Here is a 24,791-nt window from a genome sequence, read left to right on the forward strand (position 1 = left end):
GCTCCTGATTCTAGTGATGCTTTGGATGGTCATAAACTTTAAATCTTTTCAGCCACAGCTTGAGTGCTTGCCAATAGATTAAAAAACTCATTTTTTGTGGCTGTAAAGCATGCTTAAATGCATAGTCACGCATAGCCTTCTTGTTTAATGGTAAGAGCTTAGCTGTGAAGGTTGTGTCAAAGTACTTTTCACCTTGGGCACTATAGATAACCATGTGCACTCGCAAACTGTCAGGCGCCACCATAAAAGTCCATCGGTAATGCATGTCCATTTTTATAAATGGTGAGACATGAAACTGTTTATTAAATTTAAACTGCATTAACGAACGACGCTTTGAACTATTATCTGCTTCACAATCAAAGATATAACTGTGTCGCTCCCCCCAAGGAGTGTTTGTGATTTCACTAACAATAAACTGAAGATTATCACTTTGGTCATAACAGTAATAAAAGCACACTGAGTTAAAGTTATAGCCATAATTCCTTAAGTGCGCCATCATAAAAATTCGGCCGTTAAAATCCTTGCCTTTTTCTTTCTTAATCGAGTGAATAATATTTTGCTTAGTTACTTCTGGTGGAGTGCGTCGGTAGCTTTTGTCGTTATCGCTTTGATGAAAGTCTGCTTGTCGATAAGAAATTATATTAGCTCTCTCAATACTCCAGAGTTCAGACTTTTCAAACTGCTCTTCTACCTTATCCAGGTCTAAAAGTGTCCATGTCATGTTATATTCGAACTGGTGTTTCTTGGGCTTATATCTGCGATGCCTAACCCAGCCTTTGACTAAGGCATTATTCAGCATAGCCTATATCCTGTAGCAATTTTTGTGCAGCTTCTAAGCCGCTTCTAGCACCGTCTTCATGAAAACCCCATCCCCAATAAGCACCGCAGAAGTAGCTAGATAACTGACCTTGTAGCAAATGTCTTTTCTTTTGCGCTTCTATGGTTTGCTGTGTATATACTGGGTGCTCATACTCGAGGTACTTCCAGACTTTTTCTTTGTCCACTAAATCATTCATATTCAAGCTGACAATGACTGGCGTTTCGGTATCTAATGTTTGTAATAGGTTCATGTAGTAACTTACTGTACAGTTCTCTTTACTTGCTTCACTGCGAATGACGTTCCAACTGGCCCAGGCTTTCTTTTGACGGGGTAGAAGGTTGATATCCCAATGTAAGCAGACATCATTGTGTTGATACTTGATTGCGCCTAGTATTTCTTTTTCATCAGCGGTTGCTGTTTCAATTAGTTTTAAGGCCTGATCGCTATGACAAGCAAAAATCACCTTATCGAACACCTCATCCTCTGCATCATGTGTCTTAATAACTACATTTGTGTCACTTCTTGCCACTGAATGAATCGATGCATTAAGTTTCACCTTAAAGTTTGAGCTCTTCTCAATCTCTTCTAGATACACACGCGAGCCACCACTAATCGTTTTCCAAATAGGTCTATTACTGATTTGCATCATATTGTGGTTTTGCATAAAAGCGACTATATAACGTGCTGGAAATTTTAAGATAAGCTCCGCTTTGCCCGACCATAAAGCACTCGCCATCGGCACTATGTGTTCATCAATAAAGTATTCGCTGTAATGATTCTGGTTTAAATAGTCACCAAGACTGATGTCATTATCAGGCTCACTAAGTAGTGATTTAGCTTCCTTATAGAAACGCTTTATATCGCTAATCATTCGATAAAACTTCAAGTTGAAGATGTTTTTACGCTGACAAAACAGTTTGCCAATAGATGTAGCGTTATACTCCAAACCGCTGAAGCGGTTTGAAACAGCAAAGCTCATATCGCTATCTTTATAAGGCACATCATATTTCGTTAGAAGTTCAGTAAACCTTGGATAGTTCTCTGGGTTAAAAACTATAAAGCCAGTATCAACATCCACTTGCAATCCATCTACATCAATGGTTTGCGTGTCTGCATGGCCACCAATTTTGTCATTTTTTTCAAAGACAGTGACTTCGCAACGCTCTGACAAATACTCAGCTGCCGATATGCCAGAAATCCCCGAACCTATGATCGCCACCCTCATAATTTATGCTCTCTTATTTTTGCTACCTCGGGTTTACGCAGGTCCCAAACTAATCCCAGTTTCTCCATTAACCATAAAAAATAGTAGCTAATATCGATTTCCCACCAACGCAGCCCCTGCCTCACCGATGCTGGAAATTTGTGATGATTGTTATGCCAGCCCTCACCCAACGTTAGGATCGCCAACAATGGGTTGTTGCGGCTGTCGTCGTCGGTATTAAAGGTTCTATAGCCCCAGCGGTGCGCTAAAGAATTAATTAGAAAAGTGACATGCGACAACAATACTGTAGAGACAAAAAAGCCCCAGATTAGAATTTGCCACTTGCTTGCCCCCAAATTTGGATGGACATGCTCTATATATGTGCCTATCATCAAAATAAAAAATGCATAGAGAATTGGCGGTATCACGTCATAGCGGTCGAGCCACTTTAGCTCTTTATATTGAGCAAGGTCTTTAACCCGCTCTTCATTGGTGGCAAAGTTTTTTTTCGTTAAGAACCACAGGGTGTGGCTCCTCAAGAATCCATGTCGTGGAGAATGAGTGTCTTTTTCTGTGTCGGCATGCTTATGATGATGTCGATGGTGTGCAGCCCACCAAAGGGGGCCCCGCTGTGTTGCTGTGGTGCCGATAAAGCCGAAAATAGCCTGCATCACACGGCTTGTCTTAAAGCTTTTGTGCGAGAAGTATCGATGGTAGAAAGCAGTTATTGCAAACATTCTTAGAATGTAACTGGCTATAAAAATAACCACTGCGATCCAACTCACTCCAACTACGAAGATGAAAAGGCAGGTTAGGTGTAGCAATATGTAAGGAATTACCCTCGGCCAGTCAATACCGTCATCGGTCAGAGAGTTAACTGCTTTATTGTCAAACCACTGTTTCAATACAATTAATCCTTTATTAGTTATATAAACAGAATACGGTTTTTGCCGTGAAAATACTGTGAACCATTTGTTCACGAATATTTGACGTTGCCAGCTATATCCTAATATAACATCACAAAGCAGGTACCGTAACAATGAAGCTTCTTAAGCTCTGTATTTTCTTATCATTGAGTTTTCTAATCATTTGCTGCTCGTCTGGAGGAGATCGTATGTACAACGAACGTGTTGAAGATTTTTTATCGGTTATAAAAACCATTCCTTCCACCAGCTCACATCCAGACCCCGCTGCGCATTTTGAAATTGTCTTTAAAGACTTCCACAAAGATGCCAAGGAAAGCAATATTCGCGAAGTTTATGCCGACTCTTTCTATTTCAACGATACTTTTAAAACCTTCCGCAGTATTGACGAGTTAATTCCTTATATGGAAGAAACCGCTGAGAATGTTACGGTCACAACTGTAGAAATACTTGATATTAGTCGTAGTGAAACTGATTATTACTTGCGCTGGAAAATGGTCATGGACTTTAGTGCAAAGGGTCGCGACATACACTCTGTATCGATTGGCATGACCCAGTTGCGTTTTAATGATGAAGGTAAAATTATACTCCACCAAGATTATTGGGATGGTGCAGAAGGCTTTTATCAACACTTACCCTATATCGGCTACTTTGTCCGTAAAGTTAGGGATAGTCTGTAATGAAGATTATTCCATATACATTACTGCTGCTTTTCTCTACAACCTTAAAAGCTCAAATTACCAATACCATACAATACGATAATCAGACCTTCGAGCTTTGCGACAAAGAGCGTGTAACTAAGCTGTGGTTTGATATCGTCGATATTGGAGTTTATTACAAGGATTGCGCTTCAGCCGAAAACATTTTCGATCAAAAATCCAAACTTCTTAGGTTTTCATACTTGCGTGAAGTCAAGGGTAAGCAGTTTACCGAGGGTGCCATTGAATACCTTGAAGCTAACTTGTCTCCCAACAGAAAATCTCTATGCTCAGCCTCATTTGCCAACCTCAATAACGCTTATCAGACTGTCGGGAACGGAGATGTTTATGATTTATATATCCTAAAAGATGAAGGCATTAAGCTTTATCTCAACAAAAAACACCTTCACACCATGCCTAATACAGAGTGTCGCTTAGACTACCTTAATGTTTGGTTTGGCGAAGAAACCATGGATAGCCAATTTCACGCACTAGCGAAGCGAATTAACAACAGCGAAGCGAATCAATAATTAGGCCAAAAGTTCCAATGCTTTTTTTCGAGCTTCTTTATAGTCAATGATCGGCTCAGGATAGCCTAAGCTTTCCCTTTGTGCCTTGCTTGGCTCATGGATTGATTTTTTGTCTAACTCTTTCAGTTCGGGGACATACTTTCGAATAAAATCACCGTTGGCATCAAAGCGCTTAGATTGAGATAGTGGACTCATGATTCTGAAGTAAGGAGCACTATCTGCACCTGTGGAAGAGCACCACTGCCAGCCACCATTGTTTGATGCGAAGTCACCATCTATTAAGGTTTCCATGAAATAACGCTCGCCCCAACGCCAATCCACCAGACAAAGCTTGTTAAGAAACATGGCAGCGTTCATACGTAGACGATTATGCATCCAGCCAGTTTGGTTAAGTTGTCTCATGGCAGCATCAATGATCGGAAACCCTGTCTGCCCTTGTTTCCAAGCTTCAAACAAGTCCTGCCCCCCAGTCCAAATCTCTTTTGCGTCAAGATTATAGGCTTCGTGCTTTGCCAATCGTGGGTTATCTATTAATAATTGTCGGTAAAACTCTCGCCACACTAACTCAGAGAACCAGGTATCACCGTACAGTTTAGCCTCGTCGCCTTCATAGTGACGTAACAAAGCATGAATACATTGCTTTGCAGAGATGGCTCCTATAGCAAGATGTGCAGATAGCATGCTTGTGCCCGCTACCGACGGTATGTCTCTTTTATCCTTGTATAAATCTACGTCATTTAAAAAACTTTCGAGTTTTTCATAAGCTGCGTTTTCTCCCGCACTCCATAAATCGTTACGGTATTCTTGTGCAAATTCACTTGTGACTTGCTCTGTCAGCTCATGATTTTGTTTATTAGGCTTTGGTAGGGGTTCTATTGGCGCAGTTTTATGTTTTTCTATCCAAGCTTTTTTATAAGGGGTAAAGACTTTATAGGGTTCGCCCTGCTTATTTTTCACTAATCCAGGCTCTAGCGCCAGATCACCATGAAAACGTTGTACTCCAACTCCACACTCTTTGAGCTTAGCTTCTAGAGCCGCATCACGCTTCGTTTCGTTTAACGGGTACTCGTTATTGAAGTAGATATCATCGACATTATTTTCTTTTATGATTTCACAGAGTAGCTCTACCTGATCTTCAAAATAATCACAGCTTAAGATATCAAGAGGAATTCCAAGTGCGTTAAGCTCTTTACGAAGCTCAATTAAGCTGTCGTATATAAAGCCAACTTTAGCCTCGGCCTCATGATGCTGCTGACGCTGTTTCCGTGCCTCTATAAAGACCCCGATAACCTCACCATCCTGTGACGCTTGATACAACGCAGGATTATCATGAATTCGAAGATCTTGCCTAAACCACACCAATTTTTTTCCCACGCCAAAATTCCTTAAATCTAGTTCTTAAAGTTAGCTCTTAATATAGCTCTTAAATATAGTTTCTTAAGCCCAGCTCAATCGGGTGAGGATTCAAATACGCTTGTTGTGCAATATAGTCATTCCCATACTGCTTAATGTAATGATTCAGTAGTGTAACTGGTGCGATCAAGGTCAATGAACCATTACGATACTGCTCTATGACATTGACTAACTCTTTTTTAGCCTCAGGTTGCAAGTCCTCTTTTAGATAACCCAAAATATGATATAGCACATTACTATGGGACTTAGGGTTCGCTATCTTCTTTAAGCACTCCATTAACGCGAGCTCATAATTAGCGATTAACTCACTCAGCTCTAAGCCATCGTTGTTAGCAACTAATTGGCCCAGTTTTTTATAATCTGCATAGTTATGAGCCATCACTAAGTATTTATAGCGACTATGAAATTTAACTAGCGCATCCACAGAAGGCTTATCTTTTACGCTATCCTTAAAGTCCTGATAGGCAAATACTCGAGTGATAAAGTTTTCACGAAGCTTCACATCTTGCAATCGCCCCTCTTCCTCAACCGGAAGCTCTGGTCGACTTTTCATGATCTCTTTAATATAGACGCCGCGGTCTGACTTACCGGCTGGATTACCATTTTTGTGATAAACCTTCACTCGCTCCATTCCGCAACTGGGAGAATTGCGAATTACGATATAACCACAAATATCGTCTAGCTCAGGCAGTTTATTCTCTGCATAAGCTTTTAACTCATCGGTGACATCAAAAGACTGGTCATCGACCTGCACAACTCGAATATCGCCCTCATCATCGATCAAACGAATAGGCGGTCGAGGCGCAGGCATACCAATCCCCATTTCAGGGCAAATCGGCTGATACTCAAACCAATCATTTAACGTATCCAGGCAATACTTGGATTGTTTATGTCCACCATCGAAGCGGACTTTGTTTCCTAACAAGCAGGAACTTATAGCTATAGGTATTTTCTTCATAAGTAAATTATTCTTAACTCCGTGTGAAAAAGCCGTGAATTTGTTCGAATTTGTCAGCTTCCTTGTTGTCAATTTCTCCCTAAGCTCACCCCCTTTTTAACTACCCCTTACCTGAGTCTATTTATTTCAATCTCTTCAAATGTTTTTGATTATCTCTACTCAATAAAAGGGGAGTATTTCATTGTCTTTAACAGTTTTCTCTTCTTAGGAACCTATACTGCAGCAAGTAATAACAATTAATATTTTATAATTCACTGTGCCATAAAAAAAGGCTCCCAATTAGGAGCCTTTTTTATTAAAAGTCATGATTAGATATAAAGCACTTCGCCGACTTCATACTCCACTTTACCGCCTGGAGTTTGAATGTTGGCTATGTCGCCCTCTTCTTTACCTATTAAACCACGGGCAATCGGAGAGTTAATTGAGATCTTGTTTTGCTTAATATCCGCTTCATCATCACCAACGATCTGGTAACGCACTTCCGTTTCATCGTCGTCCTCTAGATTAATAAGAACCACTGTTGAACCGAAGATTACTTTTCCGGTGTTAGTAATTTTAGTGATATCCACAATCTGGGCATTTGAAAGTTTCGCTTCAATTTCTTGAATACGGCCCTCAATAAAGCCCTGTTGTTCACGCGCAGCGTGGTATTCGGCGTTCTCTTTCAAGTCGCCATGCTCACGCGCTTCAGCAATGGCAGCGACCACTTTCGGACGCTGCACTTTTTTCAGATCATTCAACTCTTCCTGAAGCTGTTCTGCACCAGCCGCAGTCATAGGAACTCTGCTCATACTGTTTTAACCTGCTTATGTAATTCTTGTACTGAATTAATCGTACTGCGGGTATGCTCTCTCATTGCGGCACATGAAGCCACTGCGCCCGCCAAAGTCGTTGTATATGGAACCTTGTATTGTAAGGCGCTACGACGAATTAAGAAAGAGTCCTTAATTGCTTGCTTGCCTTCGGTCGTATTAACGATGTAGTCAACCTCACCATTTTTGATGTAATCTACGATATGCGGACGGCCTTCAAACATTTTGTTAATACGCTGACAAGGGATGCCGGCTGCGCGAATCGCACGCGCTGTACCGCTTGTCGCCATCAACTCAAAGCCCTGATCAACCAACTTTTTAGCAACATCGACTAATCCAGCGCGGTCTGCTTCACGAACACTGATAATTGCGCGGCCAGATAATGGAACCGTTTGGCCACTAGCACCACCCAGTTTCGCTTTGTAGAAAGCGTCACCAAAGGTTTTACCAACGCCCATCGCTTCACCCGTCGATTTCATCTCAGGCCCTAAAATTGGATCTGAACCTGGGAATTTATTGAATGGGAATACCGGCTCTTTCACTGAGTAGTAAGTTGGGATGACTTCTTTAGTATAACCAACTTCCTCTAAAGTCTTGCCAGCCATGACAGAAGCAGCAATTTTCGCCAACGGCGTACCCGTTGCTTTAGAGACAAAAGGAACCGTACGTGATGCACGCGGGTTCACCTCAAGGATAAAGATCTTATCGCCTTGAATCGCAAACTGTGTGTTCATCAAGCCACGAACCTGAAGCTCTTTCGCCATTTTTAACATCTGATGGCGCATCTCGTCTTGAATTTCTTTATTCAGACTAAATGGTGGAATCGAACAGGCTGAGTCACCCGAGTGTACACCCGCTTGCTCAATGTGCTCCATAACCCCGCCAATTAAGATATTTTCACCATCAAAAATAGCGTCCACATCAACCTCAATCGCATCGTCTAAGAAGCGATCCAGCAATACTGGCGACTCGTTAGACACGCTAACAGCGTCGTTCATGTAGCGGCGAAGTTCATCTTCGTTGTAGACGATTTCCATGGCGCGACCGCCCAGTACGTACGAAGGACGAACTACAAGAGGGTAACCAATCTCTTCCGCTAAACGCACGCCTTCTTCGATGTTTCGCGCCGTACGGTTTGGTGGCTGCAATAAACCTAAGCGGTTAATCGCACGCTGGAAGCGCTCACGGTCTTCCGCACGGTCGATGGCATCTGGTGAAGTACCTATAATTGGAACACCAGCGGCCTCAAGATCACGCGCTAACTTTAGTGGCGTTTGGCCACCATAGTGAACGATGACGCCTTTTGGTTTTTCAACATCAACAATCGCTAAAACATCTTCAAGCGTTAGCGGCTCAAAATAGAGTCGATCGGACGTATCGTAATCCGTCGAAACCGTTTCTGGGTTACAGTTAACCATAATGGTTTCGTAACCGTCGTCACGCATGGCAAAGGCCGCATGAACACAGCAATAGTCAAACTCAATACCTTGACCAATACGGTTAGGTCCGCCACCTAGAATCATGATTTTTTCACGATCCGATGGATTTGCTTCGCACTCTTCCTCGTAGGTTGAGTACATATATGCAGTACTGGTCGCGAATTCTGCGGCACAAGTATCGACGCGCTTATAAACTGGTGTCACGCCAAGCTCTTTACGGCGCTTGCGAATCTCTTGCTGTCGACATGCGAAAATATCCGCCAAACGTTCGTCAGAGAAACCTTTACGCTTTACATGGCGCATCAAGGTTGCATCTAAATCGGACAATGATTTGCCTTTCAGCATTTCTTCGATTTTGATGATTTCTTCAATTTGCACCAAGAACCAGCGGTCGATACCGGTTAAGTCATAAACCTCATCGATTGACCAACCTTTGCGGAAGGCGTCACCAAGATACCAGATACGATCTGTGCCTGGTACACGCAAGTTTTGACGAAGAGTATCAACCCACTCAGGGCTATCTGGATCGAGCTTAGGCTCAAAACCATTCGAACCAACTTCTAGGCCACGAATGGCTTTTTGCATCGACTCTTGGAAAGTTCGACCAATCGCCATCACCTCACCCACAGACTTCATCTGTGTGGTTAGCGTAGCGTCAGTGTTAGGGAACTTCTCGAAGTTAAATCTTGGAATCTTAGTAACAACATAATCAATGCTTGGCTCGAACGATGCTGGAGTTTTACCGCCTGTGATTTCGTTCTGTAGCTCGTCTAGGGTATAACCCACAGCTAGTTTTGCTGCTACTTTTGCGATAGGGAAGCCCGTTGCTTTTGATGCTAGTGCCGATGAACGCGATACACGTGGGTTCATCTCAATGATCGTCATACGACCATTCTCAGGGTTAATCGCGAACTGAACGTTCGAACCACCCGTTTCAACACCAATTTCGCGCAACACCGCAAGCGACGCATCACGCATTCGCTGGTATTCTTTGTCGGTTAATGTTTGTGCTGGCGCTACGGTAATCGAGTCACCCGTATGCACACCCATTGGGTCAAAGTTTTCAATCGAGCAGATGATGATACAGTTGTCGTTCTTATCGCGAACCACTTCCATCTCATACTCTTTCCAACCAATTAACGACTCATCAATTAACAACTCGTTCGTTGGTGATAAATCTAAACCGCGTGTACAAAGCTCTTCGAACTCTTCTTTGTTATAGGCAATACCACCGCCTGTACCACCCATGGTGAATGACGGGCGAATAATACAGGGGAAGCCGACTTCTTTTTGAACTTTCCAAGCATCTTCTAACGTTCTAGCAATATCTTGGCGAGGCTGGTCTAAGCCAATTTTAGCCATCGCTTTAGCGAATAACTCACGGTCTTCCGCTTTATCAATCGCTTCACGGTTAGCACCAATCATCTCCACGCCATGGATTTCAAGAACACCGCGCGAGGCTAAGTCTAGCGCACAGTTTAGTGCAGTCTGACCACCCATGGTAGGAAGGATCGCGTCAGGCTTTTCTTTTTCAATAATTTTCGAAACAACTTCCCACTCAATTGGCTCGATATAAGTCGCATCGGCCATGTTAGGGTCAGTCATAATGGTTGCAGGATTAGAGTTTACTAAGATAACTCGGTAACCCTCTTCTTTTAACGCTTTACACGCTTGCGCACCTGAGTAATCGAACTCACACGCCTGACCGATGATAATTGGGCCAGCGCCTAAAATTAAGATGCTTTCTATATCAGTACGTTTTGGCATATTCTTTATCTCTCCTAGGCTTTGGCTTGTTCCATTAGTTCAATGAAATGATCGAACAATGGTGCGGCATCTTGTGGGCCAGGGCTGGCTTCAGGGTGTCCCTGGAAGCTGAATGCTGGCTTATCTGTGCGATGAATACCTTGTAGAGAATCGTCGAAAAGCGATCTATGAGTAGCTACCAAGTTTTCTGGCAAGCTCTTTTCATCAACCGCGAAGCCGTGGTTTTGGCTCGTAATCATTACGCGATCTGTTTCTAGCGTCTTCACCGGGTGGTTTGCCCCGTGGTGACCAAACTTCATCTTAATGGTCTTCGCGCCACTTGCTAAGGCGAGTAGTTGATGGCCTAAGCAAATACCAAAAATAGGAATGTTAGTCTCTAGAAACTCTTGGATAGCTGTAATCGCATAGTCACATGGCTCTGGGTCACCTGGGCCATTCGACAAGAAAACACCGTCCGGATTCATAGCCAACACATCCTTAGCTGGTGTTTCAGCTGGCACAACGGTTAAATCACAACCGCGGTCCGCGAGCATGCGAAGAATGTTTTTCTTCACACCGTAGTCATAGGCGACTACTTTAAATTTTGATTCTTTGCGTTCGCCGTAACCTTCGACCAAGTCCCAGCTGGTTTGATTCCACTGGTACTGCTCTTTAGTACAAACGACTTTAGCTAGGTCCATGCCCTTTAGGCCTGGGAACTCTTTAGCTAGCTCAAGAGCTCGCGCTTCATCAACCTCGCCAGCAATGATACACCCGCTAAGGGCACCTTTATCGCGCAAGATTCGAGTTAAGCGACGAGTATCGATATCTGCGATAGCGACTTTTTTGTTACGCTTAAGATAGTCAGTTAGCGACTCTTCGCTACGCCAGTTGCTGTGTAGCAATGGCAAATCACGAATAATCAAACCTTCCGCCCACACATGGTCAGACTCAACATCTTCACTGTTGATTCCTGTGTTTCCAATATGGGGATAAGTTAGAGTGACTATTTGTTTAGCGTAAGAAGGGTCGGTTAAAATCTCTTGGTAGCCAGTCATGGCTGTGTTGAAAACTACCTCTCCGACAGCTTGCCCATCAAAACCAATTGATGAACCATGAAAAACGCTACCGTCTTCGAGAACTAAAATGGCGGGTTGCAGACTTGAAAGTAGCTGCTGAGACTCTTGTGTTGGCAAAGAAACCTCCGTTTTTTAGGCGCAAAAAAATCGGATTCATTCAGGGTCTTGTTAGATTAGACCCCATTGACTCCGCACATTTTTTACAAGAAAGACAAATATTCGGCAAATTCCATGTATTGTAAGGGATCACTATATTCATGTCTATGCGCGTGAACTAACAAAGATGAAAAATAGTGTTAAGAATTTACGAAATTTAAATGGTTTCTTTATTTGCGTCCTAAAAATGAAAAGGGCGGTAGTCCCGCCCATTTTCGAATGGCCTCATGCCTTTTTCACGTTGCTCCCTGCGACTTCCTGTTTCACCAAGTCCCTCGGCTAGTCTTCCTTATGTGCGTCCCTTGCACAACTATTACTCTACGCTTAATTTTCTAAAGTACAAGAGCATTAATTTTTGAAGAATTCTAGGTAAATTATTTTTTTCTATTTATTTACAAGGGTTTATGCGTTTAATTATTGCTAGATCGCCAATATCGACTTGTCAATTCCGCTCGAGATTACTTCTGTTTGAGATATCTCTTACAAACCGAATGGACGATCTCCTACAAATATTGGTTGCTCAGTGCCTGATATAAGGCTTGTAGCTCAAGACTGTGTAGCCAAAGTGGCTACAACCCGAGTACATCCTGCATGCTATATAAGCCAGCAGGCTTATTCTCGAGCCACTTAGCAGCAACTACCGCACCACTAGCAAAGCATTGTCTCGATTGCGCCTCATGTCTTAAAGTCACCATCTCTCCGTTTAGGGCAAAGACCACATCGTGGGTTCCGACTATATCGCCGGCTCGCATCACGGAGAAACCAATATTGCCTTCTTTTCTAGGTGACTCGCCTTGACGTGTCCACTCAGCAATATCTTTGAGATCCTCTCCTCGTTCTTTAGCCACGGCTTCGCCAAGCGCTAAGGCAGTGCCCGAGGGCGCGTCTTTTTTATGCTTATGATGGGCTTCGAATATTTCGATATCAGCTTTATCGCCGAGCAAAGCCGTCGCCTGCTTCACTAAGCCAATAAGGCTGTTTACCCCGACCGAATAGTTGGCCGCTAAGACAATTGGGATTTCTTTTGCAGCGTCTTCTATTTGTTGTAGCTGTTGCTGTGAATAACCTGTAGTGCCGATAACCATTGGTGTCTTTGCCGCTACACAGTGCTCTAAGGACTTTATTGAGTAATCTGGCAGACTGAAGTCAATGAGTACCTTATCGGCGCTTAATACATGCTGTAAATCAGCGCTAACAGCCACACCTTGTGTCTCCGCCCCGATTAAGTAAGCAATATCATTGCCCACCATAGGATGATCTGCGCGCGCAATAGCACCGACCAACTCCGCATCTTTGTCATTGACCGTCGCAATCAGTAGCTCTTTGCCCATACGCCCCGTTGCGGCATTAATGATTATTTGTGTTTTACTCATAATGATTATCTTCTGTTAGAGTGCGCCCTGCTCTTGAAGCAGTTCATAAATAGTTTCAGCTAATACTCGGTAGCCTTGGTTATTAAGATGAATTGAATCGGACTTGTAAGATCGTGTTTTCAAGAGATCTGACATGGTTTCACCATCAAACACCACCTTATGCTCACGCGCTAATTCTTCGTAGAACCCCGCCGAATCTGAAAACAGGTTTTTCTCTGGAATACCCATCAATACAACGTCCGCACCAGACAATCGAATCATTTCTATCATTTTCGAAAGGTTTGCCTTGGTCTGAGCTTGGTTTAGGTTACGAAGTATGTCGTTGCCACCTTCCATTAATATCACTAGCTGCGGGTTATGTGTTTCCAATACCAAGGGCAGTCGCTGTACACCTTCTGCGGTCACTTCACCGGATACCCCAGCATTAATCACCTCGAGCCCCGTCAGCTCAGATAAGACATCAGGGTACGCCTTCCCTTCGGATGCGCCGACGCCATCGGTCAAGCTATCACCAAAAGCAACAATAGTTGCATCACTAGCTAGCGGCTCTAAGCTTTGTTCTCCCGAACAAGCAGCCAGCAACATTAACATCGCCCCTAAAAGGAGCATCTTAGTCTTAAATAAAAGCTCTATCATCTCAACTCATCAGCTACATGATAATATGCCCATGAGCATAAATGTTTTTTCTAACAAACACAAAAAAAGCCCACACAGGGTGGGCTTTAAATATAAATTTAAATAGACGACTTAGCTGGTCATAGTATCCCAGAATTTTTTAACGCCATCGAACCAAGAGGTTTGTTTCGGGCTGTTCTTACCGCCCGAGTCATTAACCGTTTGTTGGAACTCTTCAAGAAGCTCTTTTTGCTTCTTGCTCAGCTTCACCGGCGTTTCAAGAATCACGCGACATAGCAAATCACCAACCATGCTGCTGCGAACGCCTTTAACACCCTTACCTTTCAAGCGGAACATACGGCCTGTTTGTGTTTCGGCAGGGATGGTTAAAGCCACCTTGCCATCAAGCGTTGGTACATCAAGCTTGCCGCCGAGCGCCGCCGTCACAAAGCTCAAAGGAACTTCACAATACAAGTTAACGCCGTCACGCTTAAAGATTGGATGCTCTTTTACGTAAACCTGAACATACAAATCACCTGCAATGGCACCGGGTCCGCCAGCTTCGCCTTCGCCACTTAAGCGAACGCGCATACCGTCATCAATTCCTGCTGGAATCGTGACTTTAAGTTCTTTTGTCTTGTGTACGCGACCTTGACCATGACAATCATTACAAGGGTCTTTAATCACCTGACCTGTGCCCTGACAGTCTGGACAAGTTTGCTGTACTGAGAAGAAACCTTGGCTCATGCGAACAGCACCCTGACCGGCACAAGTAGTACAAGTCGTGGTACCAGAACCTGGTTTAGCACCATCGCCGTCACAAGTATCGCAGTTTACGTAAGTCGGAACTTTAATTTCCTTCTCGACGCCTTTAACCGCTTCTTCAAGCGTTATCTCTAAGTTGTACTGTAGATCATTACCGCGAGCTTGGCGTCTGCCACCTCCGCCGCGACGACCACCGCCACCACCGAAGATATCGCCAAAAATATCACCAAAAATATCGTTAAAGTCGCCACCGCCGCCGAAGCCACCTGCGCCTCCACCACCCATGTTTGGATCTACGCCAGCATGACCATACTGATCATACATTTGACGCTTTTGTGGATCGCTCAAAACCTCATAGGCTTCTTTCGCTTCTTTGAAGCGTTGCTCAGCTTCTTTATCATCTGGATTACGATCCGGGTGGTTTTTCATCGCTAAGCGACGATAAGCCTTTTTTAATTCGGCTTTGTCAGCGCCTTTCGACACACCCAATACTTCGTAATAATCGCGTTTCGACATAATTAGCTACTTTTTCTTCAATCTTTTTAAACCGCAAACGCAGGAAACAAATCCTGCGTTTACCTTAACTCTTATCCATGGATATCGCATCCCAAAGATAATCTTTTAAAACGAGCTATTTGGCTTGAAAGCGAGGCGCTGAGTTTTCGAGAAGCGGAGTTTACTCAGGTAAATGAGCACTCGCAGAAAACTCAGCAACAAAGCTATCGAGTCAAAAAGACGTTTTAATTACGACTTAGATTTGTCGTCCTTAACTTCCTCAAACTCAGCATCAACAACATCATCACCAGCATTGCTATCAGATGTTTGCTCACCACCAGCCTGTTGGCCAGCTTCAGCTTGCTGCTGCGCGTTTGCGTACATACGCTCAGCCATCTTCGCAGATGCTTGGCTTAACGCTTCAGTCTTCGCTTTAATATCTTCTAAGTCGTCGCCTTTAATCGCTTCTTCAAGCTCATTAGCAGCTTTTTCAATCGCTTCTTTCTCGCCGTCTTCGAACGTAATACTTTCATCGTTCAATGATTTACGAGAAGCGTGAACTAGGCCATCCGCTTGGTTACGCGCTTCGACCAGCTCCTGGAACTTCTTATCTTCTTCAGCGTGCGCCTCAGCATCTTTTACCATTTGCTCGATTTCTTCATCGCTCAAACCTGAAGAGGCTTTAATCTGAATCGATTGCTCTTTACCAGTCGCTTTATCTTTCGCAGAAACGTGCATGATACCGTTGGCATCGATGTCGAACGTTACTTCGATCTGTGGCGTACCGCGTGGTGCTGGCGGAATATCAGCTAAGTCAAAACGACCTAGTGACTTATTCTGCGAGGCCATTTTACGCTCACCTTGAAGTACATGAACCGTTACTGCTGTTTGGTTATCTTCTGCTGTTGAGAAGGTTTGCGATGCCTTAGTCGGAATCGTTGTGTTCTTATCAATCAGTGGAGTCATTACCTGACCCATTGTTTCGATACCAAGCGTTAGAGGCGTTACGTCTAGTAGTAGAACGTCTTTCACGTCACCACCTAGTACCGCACCTTGAATCGCTGCACCAACTGCTACTGCTTCATCAGGGTTAACGTCTTTACGAGCATCTTTGCCGAAGAATCCAGAAACAGCTTCCTGTACTTTAGGCATACGAGTCTGACCACCGACTAGGATTACGTCGTCGATTTCAGAAGTAGAAACGCCGGCATCTTTTAGTGACTGCTTCACTGGCTCTAGCGTACGCTCAACCAAGTCTTCAACCAATGCTTCTAATTTCGCACGAGTTAGCTTGATGTTAAGGTGCTTAGGACCTGTTGAGTCAGCTGTGATGTACGGTAGGTTTACTTCCGTTTGGCTGCTTGAAGACAATTCAATCTTCGCTTTCTCACCAGCTTCTTTCAAACGCTGCATCGCTAGTGCGTCGCCTTTTAGGTCAATGCCCGAGTCTTTCTTGAACTCTTCTGCTAAGTATTCGATAACGCGCATATCGAAATCTTCACCACCAAGGAATGTATCACCGTTGGTCGAAAGAACTTCAAACGTATGCTCGCCGTCAACTTCGGCAATTTCAATGATAGAGATATCGAACGTACCACCACCAAGGTCATAAACTGCAACCGTGCGGTCGCCACGCTCTTTATCCATACCGTATGCTAACGCCGCCGCTGTCGGCTCGTTAATAATACGCTTTACATCTAAACCAGCGATACGACCGGCGTCTTTAGTCGCTTGACGCTGTGAATCGTTAAAGTATGCAGGAACTGTAATTACTGCTTCTTTAACTTCTTCACCTAGGAAGTCTTCTGCTGTTTTCTTCATCTTTTTCAAGATTTCAGCAGAAACCTGAGGCGGTGCCATTTTCTTATCGTTTACTTGAACCCAAGCATCACCGTTGTCGGCTTCGATAATTTTATAAGGAACCATACCCGTATCTTTTTGAACCACCTGATCTTTGAACTTACGTCCGATCAAACGCTTGATAGCGTATAAAGTGTTCTCTGGGTTAGTTACTGCTTGGCGTTTCGCAGACTGACCAACCAATGTCTCACCGTCTGTATAGGCGATGATCGATGGGGTCGTGCGTGTACCTTCCGCGTTTTCAATAACGCGAGGTTTGTCACCGTCCATGACGGCAACACATGAATTTGTTGTACCTAAATCAATACCGATTATTTTGGCCATGTTTTCACTCCAAAAGGGTCTTTAAATCTTGCTTGTAGCTTATGTGGGGGCTGGGTAAAGTAGATCAACCCCTTAAGCCTACTTTTTTTATGGTTACTCAAAAAGGCCACTCAAATGTTTATCGTCATAATCGAGCAGACCCAACTTAGGAGGGAATATTGGTGGTGGAGTCTGTTTTTCAAGGGGTGTATCTCAAAAAGTCATAAAAAAAGCTGATCCGAAGACCAGCTTTTAAGAAGGAAGCTATGAGCTAGCCTCTTCTCTTGGGGCAAACGCAAAACTCGTTTAGGCTTCTTTACAGGCTTCTCGAGCTTTACCTTTAATCTCCTGCACTTTAGCATGATCGCCATTCTTATTGGCCTCAACTAGCGCTTCATAGTCGGTGTTTTCGACCACACACTGGCAACTCTGCTTCTTTTGCGCCTTGATTTCCTCAGGCAATTGCTGTGTTTTCATATCACAGGCTTGAAGGTCTTGTTGCTTCATGTTTTCTGCGTCATTTGCCATGGCGCTAGTGGTTAAAACTAAGCCTAATACTGTGGATAATGTCATAATTGTCTTTTTCATAATTTACACCTTCCAAATATTTAGATGTTGTGGGGGATTTGTTTAGTTAATACTATTAATTGCAACTATTCAGCGCAGGCTTCTTTGGCTTCTTCGTTGATCTCTTGAATTTTCGCCAGATCACCATTCTTCTTAGCTTCGGCTAAAGCTTCATAGTCAGTGTTTTCAATTTCACACTCACATGGCTTTTGCTCTTGCTCGCCTTCTTGGTTAGTTTTTACTTGGGTTTGTGCTTCACAAGCTCGTATGTCAAGTCGCTTTAATGCTTCTGCATCATTGGCATGAACAGAGCCAGTCGCTAAACCAAAAATGACACCTAATACTACAATTGGAGTTTTCATACTATTTCACCTTTTGTTGTAAATGGACTTTTGTTGTATCACGCAAAACTCACGTTAAGACATGAACCATTTCACACTCGATCCTTTGTAAAATGGGGTTTAACATTTGGCCGCTTTTTTGTGATACATTCGCCTTCATCAGTGCTTATTAGCTAACACTTTCGAGGTGAGGCAGTCGACAGAGCTATCAAATGCAAGCAATTGATAAATAAGGACAAATGCATTCTTAAATATTTGGATATGATAGTTCGCTCACATTATTGAAAGGAACTTTTTAAAGGGGAAACTGTTCATCGGAATAAGAGTCAAAGTTAAGTTTGGTGGCATTAAAAAAGCCCCTTAATGGTGTTCTCACTAAGGGGCTTATCGACAACATCTATTAGATATTATTGTGGTCAGAACTCAGCGTTGTGGTAGACGTTTTGCACATCATCCTGGTCGTTAGCCATTTCCATAAATTTATCGAACATTTCTTTATCTTCACCAGAAATCTGCGTCATCACTTTAGGAATAAATTGGATCTCATCAACGTCAAACTCAATCCCTTCAAAGCTGTCGAGTAGAGCCTGTTTGGCTTTGAAGTATTCTTGTTGGGGTGCAAAGACGGTAATTTTGCCGTCTTCATGTTCGATATCGGTCACATCAACATCCGCCATCATTAATGCTTCGAGCACCGCTTCTTCATCATCATGAGCAAAGACAAAGATAGCGCTGTGATCGAACATGTGCATCACGCTGCCTTCCGTGCCGATCTTAGATTTCGTTTTAACAAAACACTGGCGAACCTCACCAAAAGTACGGTTTGGATTATCCGTTAGACAATCCACAATCACCATAACGTTACCTGGGGCATAACCCTCATAGCGTGCAACCGCGAAGTCTTCGCCCGCTCCGCCTTCAGCTTTGTCGATGGCTTTTTGAATAACGTGAGCTGGGACCTGATCACGCTTAGCGCGGTCAAGTAGGCTTCTTAATGCCAGATTGCTTTCTGGCTCAGGTCCACCCTGTTTAGCCGTTACATAGATTTCTCGACTGTACTTGCTGTAGACCTTGGCGTTTTGATCAGACGTTTTCGCCATTGACTCTTTACGGTTTTGGAAGGCTCGACCCATCTTAATTCTCTCGTGATTGTGGTTTCAAAATTTGGGGTATTGTATTACGAAATGCTCAGAAAGTGGGCATTTATAACCGATAGATATAAAAAAAGCTGCCCTTTCTTAAAGAGACAGCTTTCTTTAATACCTTTGACTAAGTCGTTTTCGCTATTGAGCGACTACAACTCGCGCTGGACGAATCACTCGACCATTGAGTGAATAGCCCTTTTGGAAGACGTCGATCACTGTATTCTTCTCATGATCCGGACTCGGTACCATGGTCATGGCTTCGTGCAGTTGTGGATCGAACACTTCTTCAATCGGGTTTAACTGCTCAACACCAAACTTATTCAAAGTCGATAAGGTTAGCTTCAATGTTAGCTCCATGCCTTCCTTCATTGCTTTCGACTCTTCGTGTTCAGCCTTTGCCTGCAAGCCTTGCTCTAGACTATCGACCACAGCCAACAATTCTTCAGCGAACTTCTCAATGGCATACTTTCGCGCACTGATCACTTCTTTTTCAGAACGACGACGGATGTTGTCAGCTTCTGCCTTAGTGCGTAGGGCTAAATCCATATTTTCAGCAGCTTTCGCTTCTGCTTCTTCTAACGCTTTTTCTAACTCAATGATTTTACGTTCTTCATCGCTTAGATCCGCTAAATTATCTTCTTCAGCCGCTTCAACTGCTTCTTCTAAAGCTTCGTCCACGACTTTTTTCACTTGCTCTTCAGCAGCTTCCATTTGCTCCTCGCTAAGTGCTTCATTTTTTTCAACATCTTGATTTTGCTTGTCTTTCTCAGACATAGGTCTCTCCACACAAATTTTGTTTCTCTGTACCCCGATATTTGGGTTGTAGCTCAAAACTTCAAGTTAAAAATTTGAATAACTCACTATATTTCTCTACTATCATTAATGTTGCAAGATAAGCAACAACCAGCCACTAAGGAAAAAGGAAAAAAGGAAAAAAGGAAAAGTAATGTCTAAAAATATATTTTTATTCACAACCACCATCCTAATAACTGTTTTAGCTAACTACACTCTAGCCAAAGAGCTTACCGAATTAAAAGTAAAGCAATCTTATACAGTTAAGTCATCCGATTATCGCTTTAAAAGTGAAATCAAGCGGCTAAACCCCCTATTGTCACAACTACACTCAAAAAAAATCTCTGGCCCTATTACTGTCATTTACGAACGTCCATACACAACACAAGACTCGACAACTATACCGACACCCCCAGTAACTCCTCAGATCGGAACTGTGCGTACAACAGAGTTTTGCTCTGGAAATTCACGGGTACAATTGACAGAGGAGTTTAGATACACGGCAGATGTTAACGGCGACGGAGCTAATGACTCGGACCCTCAGTGGGTAACAACAGGTTTTAAAGAAATCGCCCAAGAATCAGCAGTTTGCAAAAGTCTTGACCTATAATACCATATCAAGAGCAACTCTTATTTCGAGTTGCTCTTATCTAGAGTAAGACTAATTAATTTTGCCGTAATATCGACCATTGGAATCACTTTGTTATAGTCCATACGAGTCGGCCCCACCACGGCCAAAACTCCTACTGCTTCACCATCTATGCTGTAAGGCGCACCGACAACGCTGCACTGGGAAAAGACGTCATAACCTGATTCTTCGCCGATAAAAAGCTGAACACCATCAGCGTTCAAGCATTTATCCAATAAGGTCAACATCTGTGTTTTCTCAGAAAAGGCGTTAAATACCGACTGTAAGTCCGAAATATCACCAGAATTAACCCAGTTTAATAGTTGTGATTTGCCGGTGACCTGGATTTCGTCGTCTTCGTTGCCTGTAAAACTTTTTTCAGCAACTTCGACCATCGAAGCCATCATCTGATCCATCTTCGCACGATCTGCCTTAAGTTCGTTCAGCAATTCACGGCGCACTGTGTCCAGCTCTTTGCCGGCAAAATGGTGATTCACATAGTTTGATGCTTGCTGTAGCTCTGAGCGCGTTACCGGCGTATCGAGCTGGATTACACGATTCTGCACCTCACCATCGCTTAATACCAGCACCACCAACACTTTATTCTGCGCTTCTGCGTCCTGTGATAAAGGTACAAACTCCACCTGTTTCACTCGTGTCACATCGCGGCGCGGTACTCGCACCAGCCCCGCCATTTGAGTAACCTGAGACAGCATATTGCTGACGCTTGATAACATTTCTCCTGTTTCCGAAACTTTGCCGAGATGTTGCTGCAGCTGCTGTAGGTAAATTTCTTCCACATCGGACACGGTGAGCAGTTGGTCGACAAACAAACGAACGCCTTGTGAGGTTGGGATTCGTCCAGCTGACGTGTACGGTGCGGTTAGTAAGCCCATACTTTCGAGATCTTGCATAACATTGCGCACGGTCGCAGAGCTGACGCTTAACTGTGAGTTTTCCAAAAGCGTTTTTGACCCCACGGGCTGACCGCTGGAGATATAAGTCTCCACCAAGGTTTTCATCAAGATCTGCGCGCGCTGGTCAAATTTGCTCATGGCTATCAGTCAGTTCCTTTATTAAGGTGTTGTCGTTAGTTTGAATTCTGATTGTGTAAAACCCTTGCCTATTGGCTGTATATATTCTTAAATGTGGGTCAATAATGCAATTACAAGGGATAAAGAGCAAACGTGGCTCCTGCTTTAAGCTTTAAAACTATCGGCATCATGGGCAAACCGAAACATAAAGAAGTCGGCGAAACCATTATGACACTCTATCGCCACTTGTTGGACCAAGGCTATCAGCCTCTGGTCGAAGACTCGGTTGCGTCTGATCTAGACGTAAAAGCCGATCACCAAGCCACCTGGCAGACGATTGGCGAGAACGCAAATTTAGTGATCGTAGTCGGTGGCGACGGCTCAATGCTTTACGCTGCACGTTTGATGGCGAGCTACAATATCCCGCTGCTTGGTGTAAACCGTGGTTATCTTGGCTTCTTAACGGACATTCAGCCACAACAAGTCACCGAAAAAGTCAGTGAAGTGTTAAGTGGTGAATACACCCAGGAACGTCGCTTTTTACTAGAAGCGGACATCGATGGCGAAAACAATAAAGAACGCTACAGCGATGCCTTAAACGATATCGTGCTTTATCCCGGTGAAATTTCGCGCATGATCGAATTCGAGGTCTATATTAACGACTCCTTCGTTTACAGTCTGCGCGGCGATGGTTTAATTATCTCGACGCCAACGGGCTCTACGGCTTACGCCTTATCTGCTGGCGGTCCTATTATGTCACCGTCAATTAACGCCATATCACTTGTCCCCATGTTCCCGCATACGCTTTCCAGTCGCCCAATCTCCATTGACGCAGAGAGCAAAGTTGATATCGTATTCAGCCAAGCAAACGAGAACGAAGCCCGCTTAAGTTGCGATGGACAGGTTCGGTTCCCAGTCGCTCCTGGTGAAAAGATTTGTATTCGCAAGCGCAAAGAAGACTTGTGGCTACTGCACCCTAGAGATTACGACTACTTCAGCTTGCTTCGCACCAAACTTGGCTGGGGTTCGAAGCTGTAACTCAGTAAAGAGACAATAAAAATAAGGACTTGCATGATTAACAGACTGGTTGCGATTATCGTGTTATTGGTGACATTATTGCCCTTGGCGATAATTATTTATGCCTACTCAACGGTTATAACGGCTCCATTTGCAAATGGGGGCATTGAATCAATCCAGAACCTAATACTCCCTTATGTCATTCTTAGTATTACATTAATATTAGGCTATACAGTTTTCGCCTTTAAATCGAATCGTGTTCCAAAAGATAAGAAAATGTTGTGGACTATAGCGATAGTGGTGTTTCATATTCCTGCAATGCTTGTTTTCTGGTTCTGCTATATTTGGAAAAGACCAAATATTTCGACTGTAGCTCATCAAACTTAAACAATAATACTGCCTATGCTTTCAAGTATTCATATCAAAGACTTTGCCATTATCGAACAGCTTGATTTGGACCTCCAATCAGGTATGACAGTGGTCACCGGTGAAACTGGTGCGGGTAAATCCATCATGGTGGATGCACTTTCCTTTGCGCTGGGAGCGCGTGCCGATAGCGCCGTGGTGCGAAATGGTGCTAAACGCGCTGAAATTAGTGCCGTGTTTGATATTTCTAAGCTACAGCCCGTACAACAGTGGCTTGAAGAGCAAATGCTGGATGAGGAAGAAGATTGCATTCTTCGTCGCGTGATTAACCATGATGGTCGTTCACGAGCTTTTATCAATGGCCAACCGGTCAATTTGACTCAACTCAATGAGCTTGGCGATTTTCTTGTGGATATTCATGGCCAACATGAACATCAATCATTATTTAAGCCCCAAGTTCATTTACAGCTTCTCGACCGTTTCGCCGATTTAACCCAAGACACTTCGCAGTTACGCGAGCTATCAAAACAAATAAACGCCATTTCAACGAAGTTAACTTCTTTTAAGGAATCCTTAAAAGACAAAAACGACCGTCGCGACTTGTTGACGTTTCAGCTGGAAGAGCTCGAAAAGGCGCCGATTGACCGCGCTAAAGATATAGAAAACGACCACAAGCGCGCAGCCAATGCTAGTAAGCTATTAGAGCAAGGGCAACAAAGTTTGATGGCGCTTAACGAAAACGAAGAAAACTTAGTGAGCCAACTCGGTCGTGTTATTCATACCATTAGCGATATGCAGCAAATGGACGAAGGAGTGACGAGTACACATGATCTTTTGCAGTCGGCGCTGGTTGAAATAGAAGAAGCCAGTCATGAACTTCGTGACTATATTGAGCGCCTCGATATCGATCCGGCTGAGTTTCAGCAATTAGACCAAGAGCTGACGCTACTGCACGACCTCGCTCGTAAACACCAAGTAACCATGGTGGAATTGCCCGAGACTAAACAAGCCATCGAGCAAGAACTCGAACAGCTGTCCGGCGACGAGCAGACCTTCGATGAGCTGGAAAAAGAACTGCAAGCGCAACAATCTAAATATCACAAAGTTGCCTCAAAAGTATCGAAAGAACGCGTTAAGTCCGCTAAAAGCCTCGAAAAACAAGTTGTTAAATTGATGAAAGATCTAGGGCTGGGTAATGGTGTATTCGAAGTGGCCTTGAATCCGGTTGATAAAGAAACTTACAAATCAAATGGCCTAGAAACTGCCGAGTTTATGGTTAGCACCAATCCAGGCCAACAGCCTCAGCCTCTGCGCAAAGTCGCATCTGGCGGTGAATTATCGCGAATCAGCTTGGCGCTACAGGTGATTAACGCACAAACAATACAGCTACCGACTTTGATCTTCGATGAAGTCGATGTGGGTATTGGCGGTGGCACAGCAGAAATCGTTGGCAAGCTTCTCGCGGACTTAGGTAAAAAAGCGCAAACTCTCTGCGTCACACACCAAGCGCAAGTTGCCGCCCAAGGACATCAGCATCTAATGGTCGCCAAGTCGCAAGACAAGAAAAGCACGCAGACAGAACTGCAAGAGCTTAATACAGAGCAACGTATAGAAGAATTAGCACGCATGATTGGTGGCGTCGAAATTACCGAAACCATCCGAAATCATGCAAGAGAGTTATTAAATTAATAACTTCTACCTCACATATTAAT

General features: G+C 43.7%; 22 protein-coding genes. 5 read left to right on the forward strand and 17 right to left on the reverse strand.

Annotation, left to right across the window (positions count from 1 at the left end; genetic code table 11):
* Positions 1-10 precede the first annotated feature (10 nt).
* Genes DL796_RS02810 through DL796_RS02820 form a run of 3 tightly spaced genes read right to left on the reverse strand, consistent with a single transcriptional unit; the run spans position 11 to position 2,935 of the window.
* Positions 11-799, reverse strand: coding sequence for a DUF1365 domain-containing protein (locus tag DL796_RS02810; RefSeq protein WP_110199767.1), 789 nt, complete (start codon positions 797-799; stop codon positions 11-13).
* On the reverse strand, positions 789-2,045 hold the full coding sequence (locus DL796_RS02815) for an NAD(P)/FAD-dependent oxidoreductase (protein WP_110199769.1): 1,257 nt from the start codon (positions 2,043-2,045) through the stop codon (positions 789-791). The genes DL796_RS02810 and DL796_RS02815 overlap by 11 nt, the downstream gene beginning before the upstream one ends.
* Complete coding sequence (locus DL796_RS02820; RefSeq protein ID WP_110200701.1) at positions 2,042-2,935, reverse strand: acyl-CoA desaturase; 894 nt, start codon at positions 2,933-2,935, stop codon at positions 2,042-2,044. Before DL796_RS02820 ends, DL796_RS02815 begins: the two co-directional genes overlap by 4 nt.
* 203 nt (positions 2,936-3,138) lie before the next feature.
* On the opposite strand from DL796_RS02820, the gene DL796_RS02825 reads away from it, so the two are divergent.
* Positions 3,139-3,627: a nuclear transport factor 2 family protein gene (locus tag DL796_RS02825; protein WP_110199771.1), complete on the forward strand. Its 489-nt coding sequence runs from the start codon at positions 3,139-3,141 to the stop codon at positions 3,625-3,627.
* Positions 3,627-4,175, forward strand: coding sequence for a chalcone isomerase family protein (locus DL796_RS02830; RefSeq protein ID WP_110199773.1), 549 nt, complete (start codon positions 3,627-3,629; stop codon positions 4,173-4,175). The genes DL796_RS02825 and DL796_RS02830 overlap by 1 nt, the downstream gene beginning before the upstream one ends.
* On the opposite strand, the gene phrB is transcribed toward DL796_RS02830, so the two are convergent.
* The 13 genes from phrB to grpE form a co-directional block, all read right to left on the reverse strand.
* On the reverse strand, positions 4,176-5,549 hold the full coding sequence (gene phrB, locus DL796_RS02835; RefSeq protein WP_110199775.1) for a deoxyribodipyrimidine photo-lyase: 1,374 nt from the start codon (positions 5,547-5,549) through the stop codon (positions 4,176-4,178).
* A 49-nt stretch (positions 5,550-5,598) separates the two neighbouring features.
* The gene (locus DL796_RS02840; RefSeq protein WP_110199777.1) at positions 5,599-6,546 is read right to left on the reverse strand and encodes a YbgA family protein; all 948 of its coding nucleotides are present in this window, start codon (positions 6,544-6,546) and stop codon (positions 5,599-5,601) included.
* A 308-nt stretch (positions 6,547-6,854) separates the two neighbouring features.
* Positions 6,855-7,337 (reverse strand): transcription elongation factor GreA, encoded by a 483-nt coding sequence (greA, locus tag DL796_RS02845; protein WP_110199779.1) that lies wholly within the window; start codon positions 7,335-7,337, stop codon positions 6,855-6,857.
* A complete protein-coding gene (gene carB / locus DL796_RS02850; protein WP_110199781.1) occupies positions 7,334-10,564 on the reverse strand; it encodes a carbamoyl-phosphate synthase large subunit in 3,231 nt (1,076 codons plus the stop codon). The genes greA and carB overlap by 4 nt, the downstream gene beginning before the upstream one ends.
* A gap of 14 nt (positions 10,565-10,578) precedes the next feature.
* Positions 10,579-11,739, reverse strand: coding sequence for a glutamine-hydrolyzing carbamoyl-phosphate synthase small subunit (carA, locus tag DL796_RS02855; protein WP_196597942.1), 1,161 nt, complete (start codon positions 11,737-11,739; stop codon positions 10,579-10,581).
* Positions 11,740-12,347: 608 nt separating this feature from the next.
* A complete protein-coding gene (gene dapB / locus DL796_RS02860) occupies positions 12,348-13,151 on the reverse strand; it encodes a 4-hydroxy-tetrahydrodipicolinate reductase (RefSeq protein WP_110199783.1) in 804 nt (267 codons plus the stop codon).
* Between the two features lie 15 nt (positions 13,152-13,166).
* Positions 13,167-13,787: an arylesterase gene (locus tag DL796_RS02865; protein ID WP_110199785.1), complete on the reverse strand. Its 621-nt coding sequence runs from the start codon at positions 13,785-13,787 to the stop codon at positions 13,167-13,169.
* A 111-nt stretch (positions 13,788-13,898) separates the two neighbouring features.
* Positions 13,899-15,047: a molecular chaperone DnaJ gene (gene dnaJ / locus DL796_RS02870; RefSeq protein WP_110199787.1), complete on the reverse strand. Its 1,149-nt coding sequence runs from the start codon at positions 15,045-15,047 to the stop codon at positions 13,899-13,901.
* A gap of 228 nt (positions 15,048-15,275) precedes the next feature.
* Entirely contained in the window at positions 15,276-17,210 is a 1,935-nt protein-coding gene (dnaK, locus tag DL796_RS02875) for a molecular chaperone DnaK (RefSeq protein ID WP_110199789.1), read from the reverse strand.
* 285 nt (positions 17,211-17,495) lie between these two features.
* Entirely contained in the window at positions 17,496-17,777 is a 282-nt protein-coding gene (locus DL796_RS02880) for a hypothetical protein (RefSeq protein ID WP_110199791.1), read from the reverse strand.
* A gap of 65 nt (positions 17,778-17,842) precedes the next feature.
* On the reverse strand, positions 17,843-18,118 hold the full coding sequence (locus DL796_RS02885; RefSeq protein ID WP_110199793.1) for a hypothetical protein: 276 nt from the start codon (positions 18,116-18,118) through the stop codon (positions 17,843-17,845).
* A gap of 395 nt (positions 18,119-18,513) precedes the next feature.
* Entirely contained in the window at positions 18,514-19,230 is a 717-nt protein-coding gene (locus tag DL796_RS02890) for a YebC/PmpR family DNA-binding transcriptional regulator (RefSeq protein WP_110199795.1), read from the reverse strand.
* Between the two features lie 150 nt (positions 19,231-19,380).
* Entirely contained in the window at positions 19,381-20,016 is a 636-nt protein-coding gene (gene grpE / locus DL796_RS02895) for a nucleotide exchange factor GrpE (protein WP_110199797.1), read from the reverse strand.
* Between the two features lie 172 nt (positions 20,017-20,188).
* Between grpE and DL796_RS02900 the strand changes: the two genes are divergently transcribed.
* Positions 20,189-20,644: a hypothetical protein gene (locus DL796_RS02900; protein WP_110199799.1), complete on the forward strand. Its 456-nt coding sequence runs from the start codon at positions 20,189-20,191 to the stop codon at positions 20,642-20,644.
* A 20-nt stretch (positions 20,645-20,664) separates the two neighbouring features.
* On the opposite strand, the gene hrcA is transcribed toward DL796_RS02900, so the two are convergent.
* Positions 20,665-21,717, reverse strand: coding sequence for a heat-inducible transcriptional repressor HrcA (hrcA, locus tag DL796_RS02905; protein WP_110199801.1), 1,053 nt, complete (start codon positions 21,715-21,717; stop codon positions 20,665-20,667).
* Between the two features lie 132 nt (positions 21,718-21,849).
* Between hrcA and nadK the strand changes: the two genes are divergently transcribed.
* Both nadK and recN read left to right on the forward strand, forming a co-directional pair.
* Positions 21,850-22,734, forward strand: a complete 885-nt coding sequence (gene nadK, locus DL796_RS02910; protein WP_110199803.1) for an NAD(+) kinase — start codon at positions 21,850-21,852, stop codon at positions 22,732-22,734.
* Between the two features lie 381 nt (positions 22,735-23,115).
* Positions 23,116-24,768, forward strand: coding sequence for a DNA repair protein RecN (gene recN / locus DL796_RS02915; RefSeq protein ID WP_110199807.1), 1,653 nt, complete (start codon positions 23,116-23,118; stop codon positions 24,766-24,768).
* The last annotated feature ends 23 nt before the right edge of the window (positions 24,769-24,791 follow it).

Source organism: Kangiella spongicola (genome assembly GCF_003194565.2).
In the GTDB taxonomy this organism is placed as follows: Bacteria; Pseudomonadota; Gammaproteobacteria; order Enterobacterales; family Kangiellaceae; genus Kangiella; species Kangiella spongicola.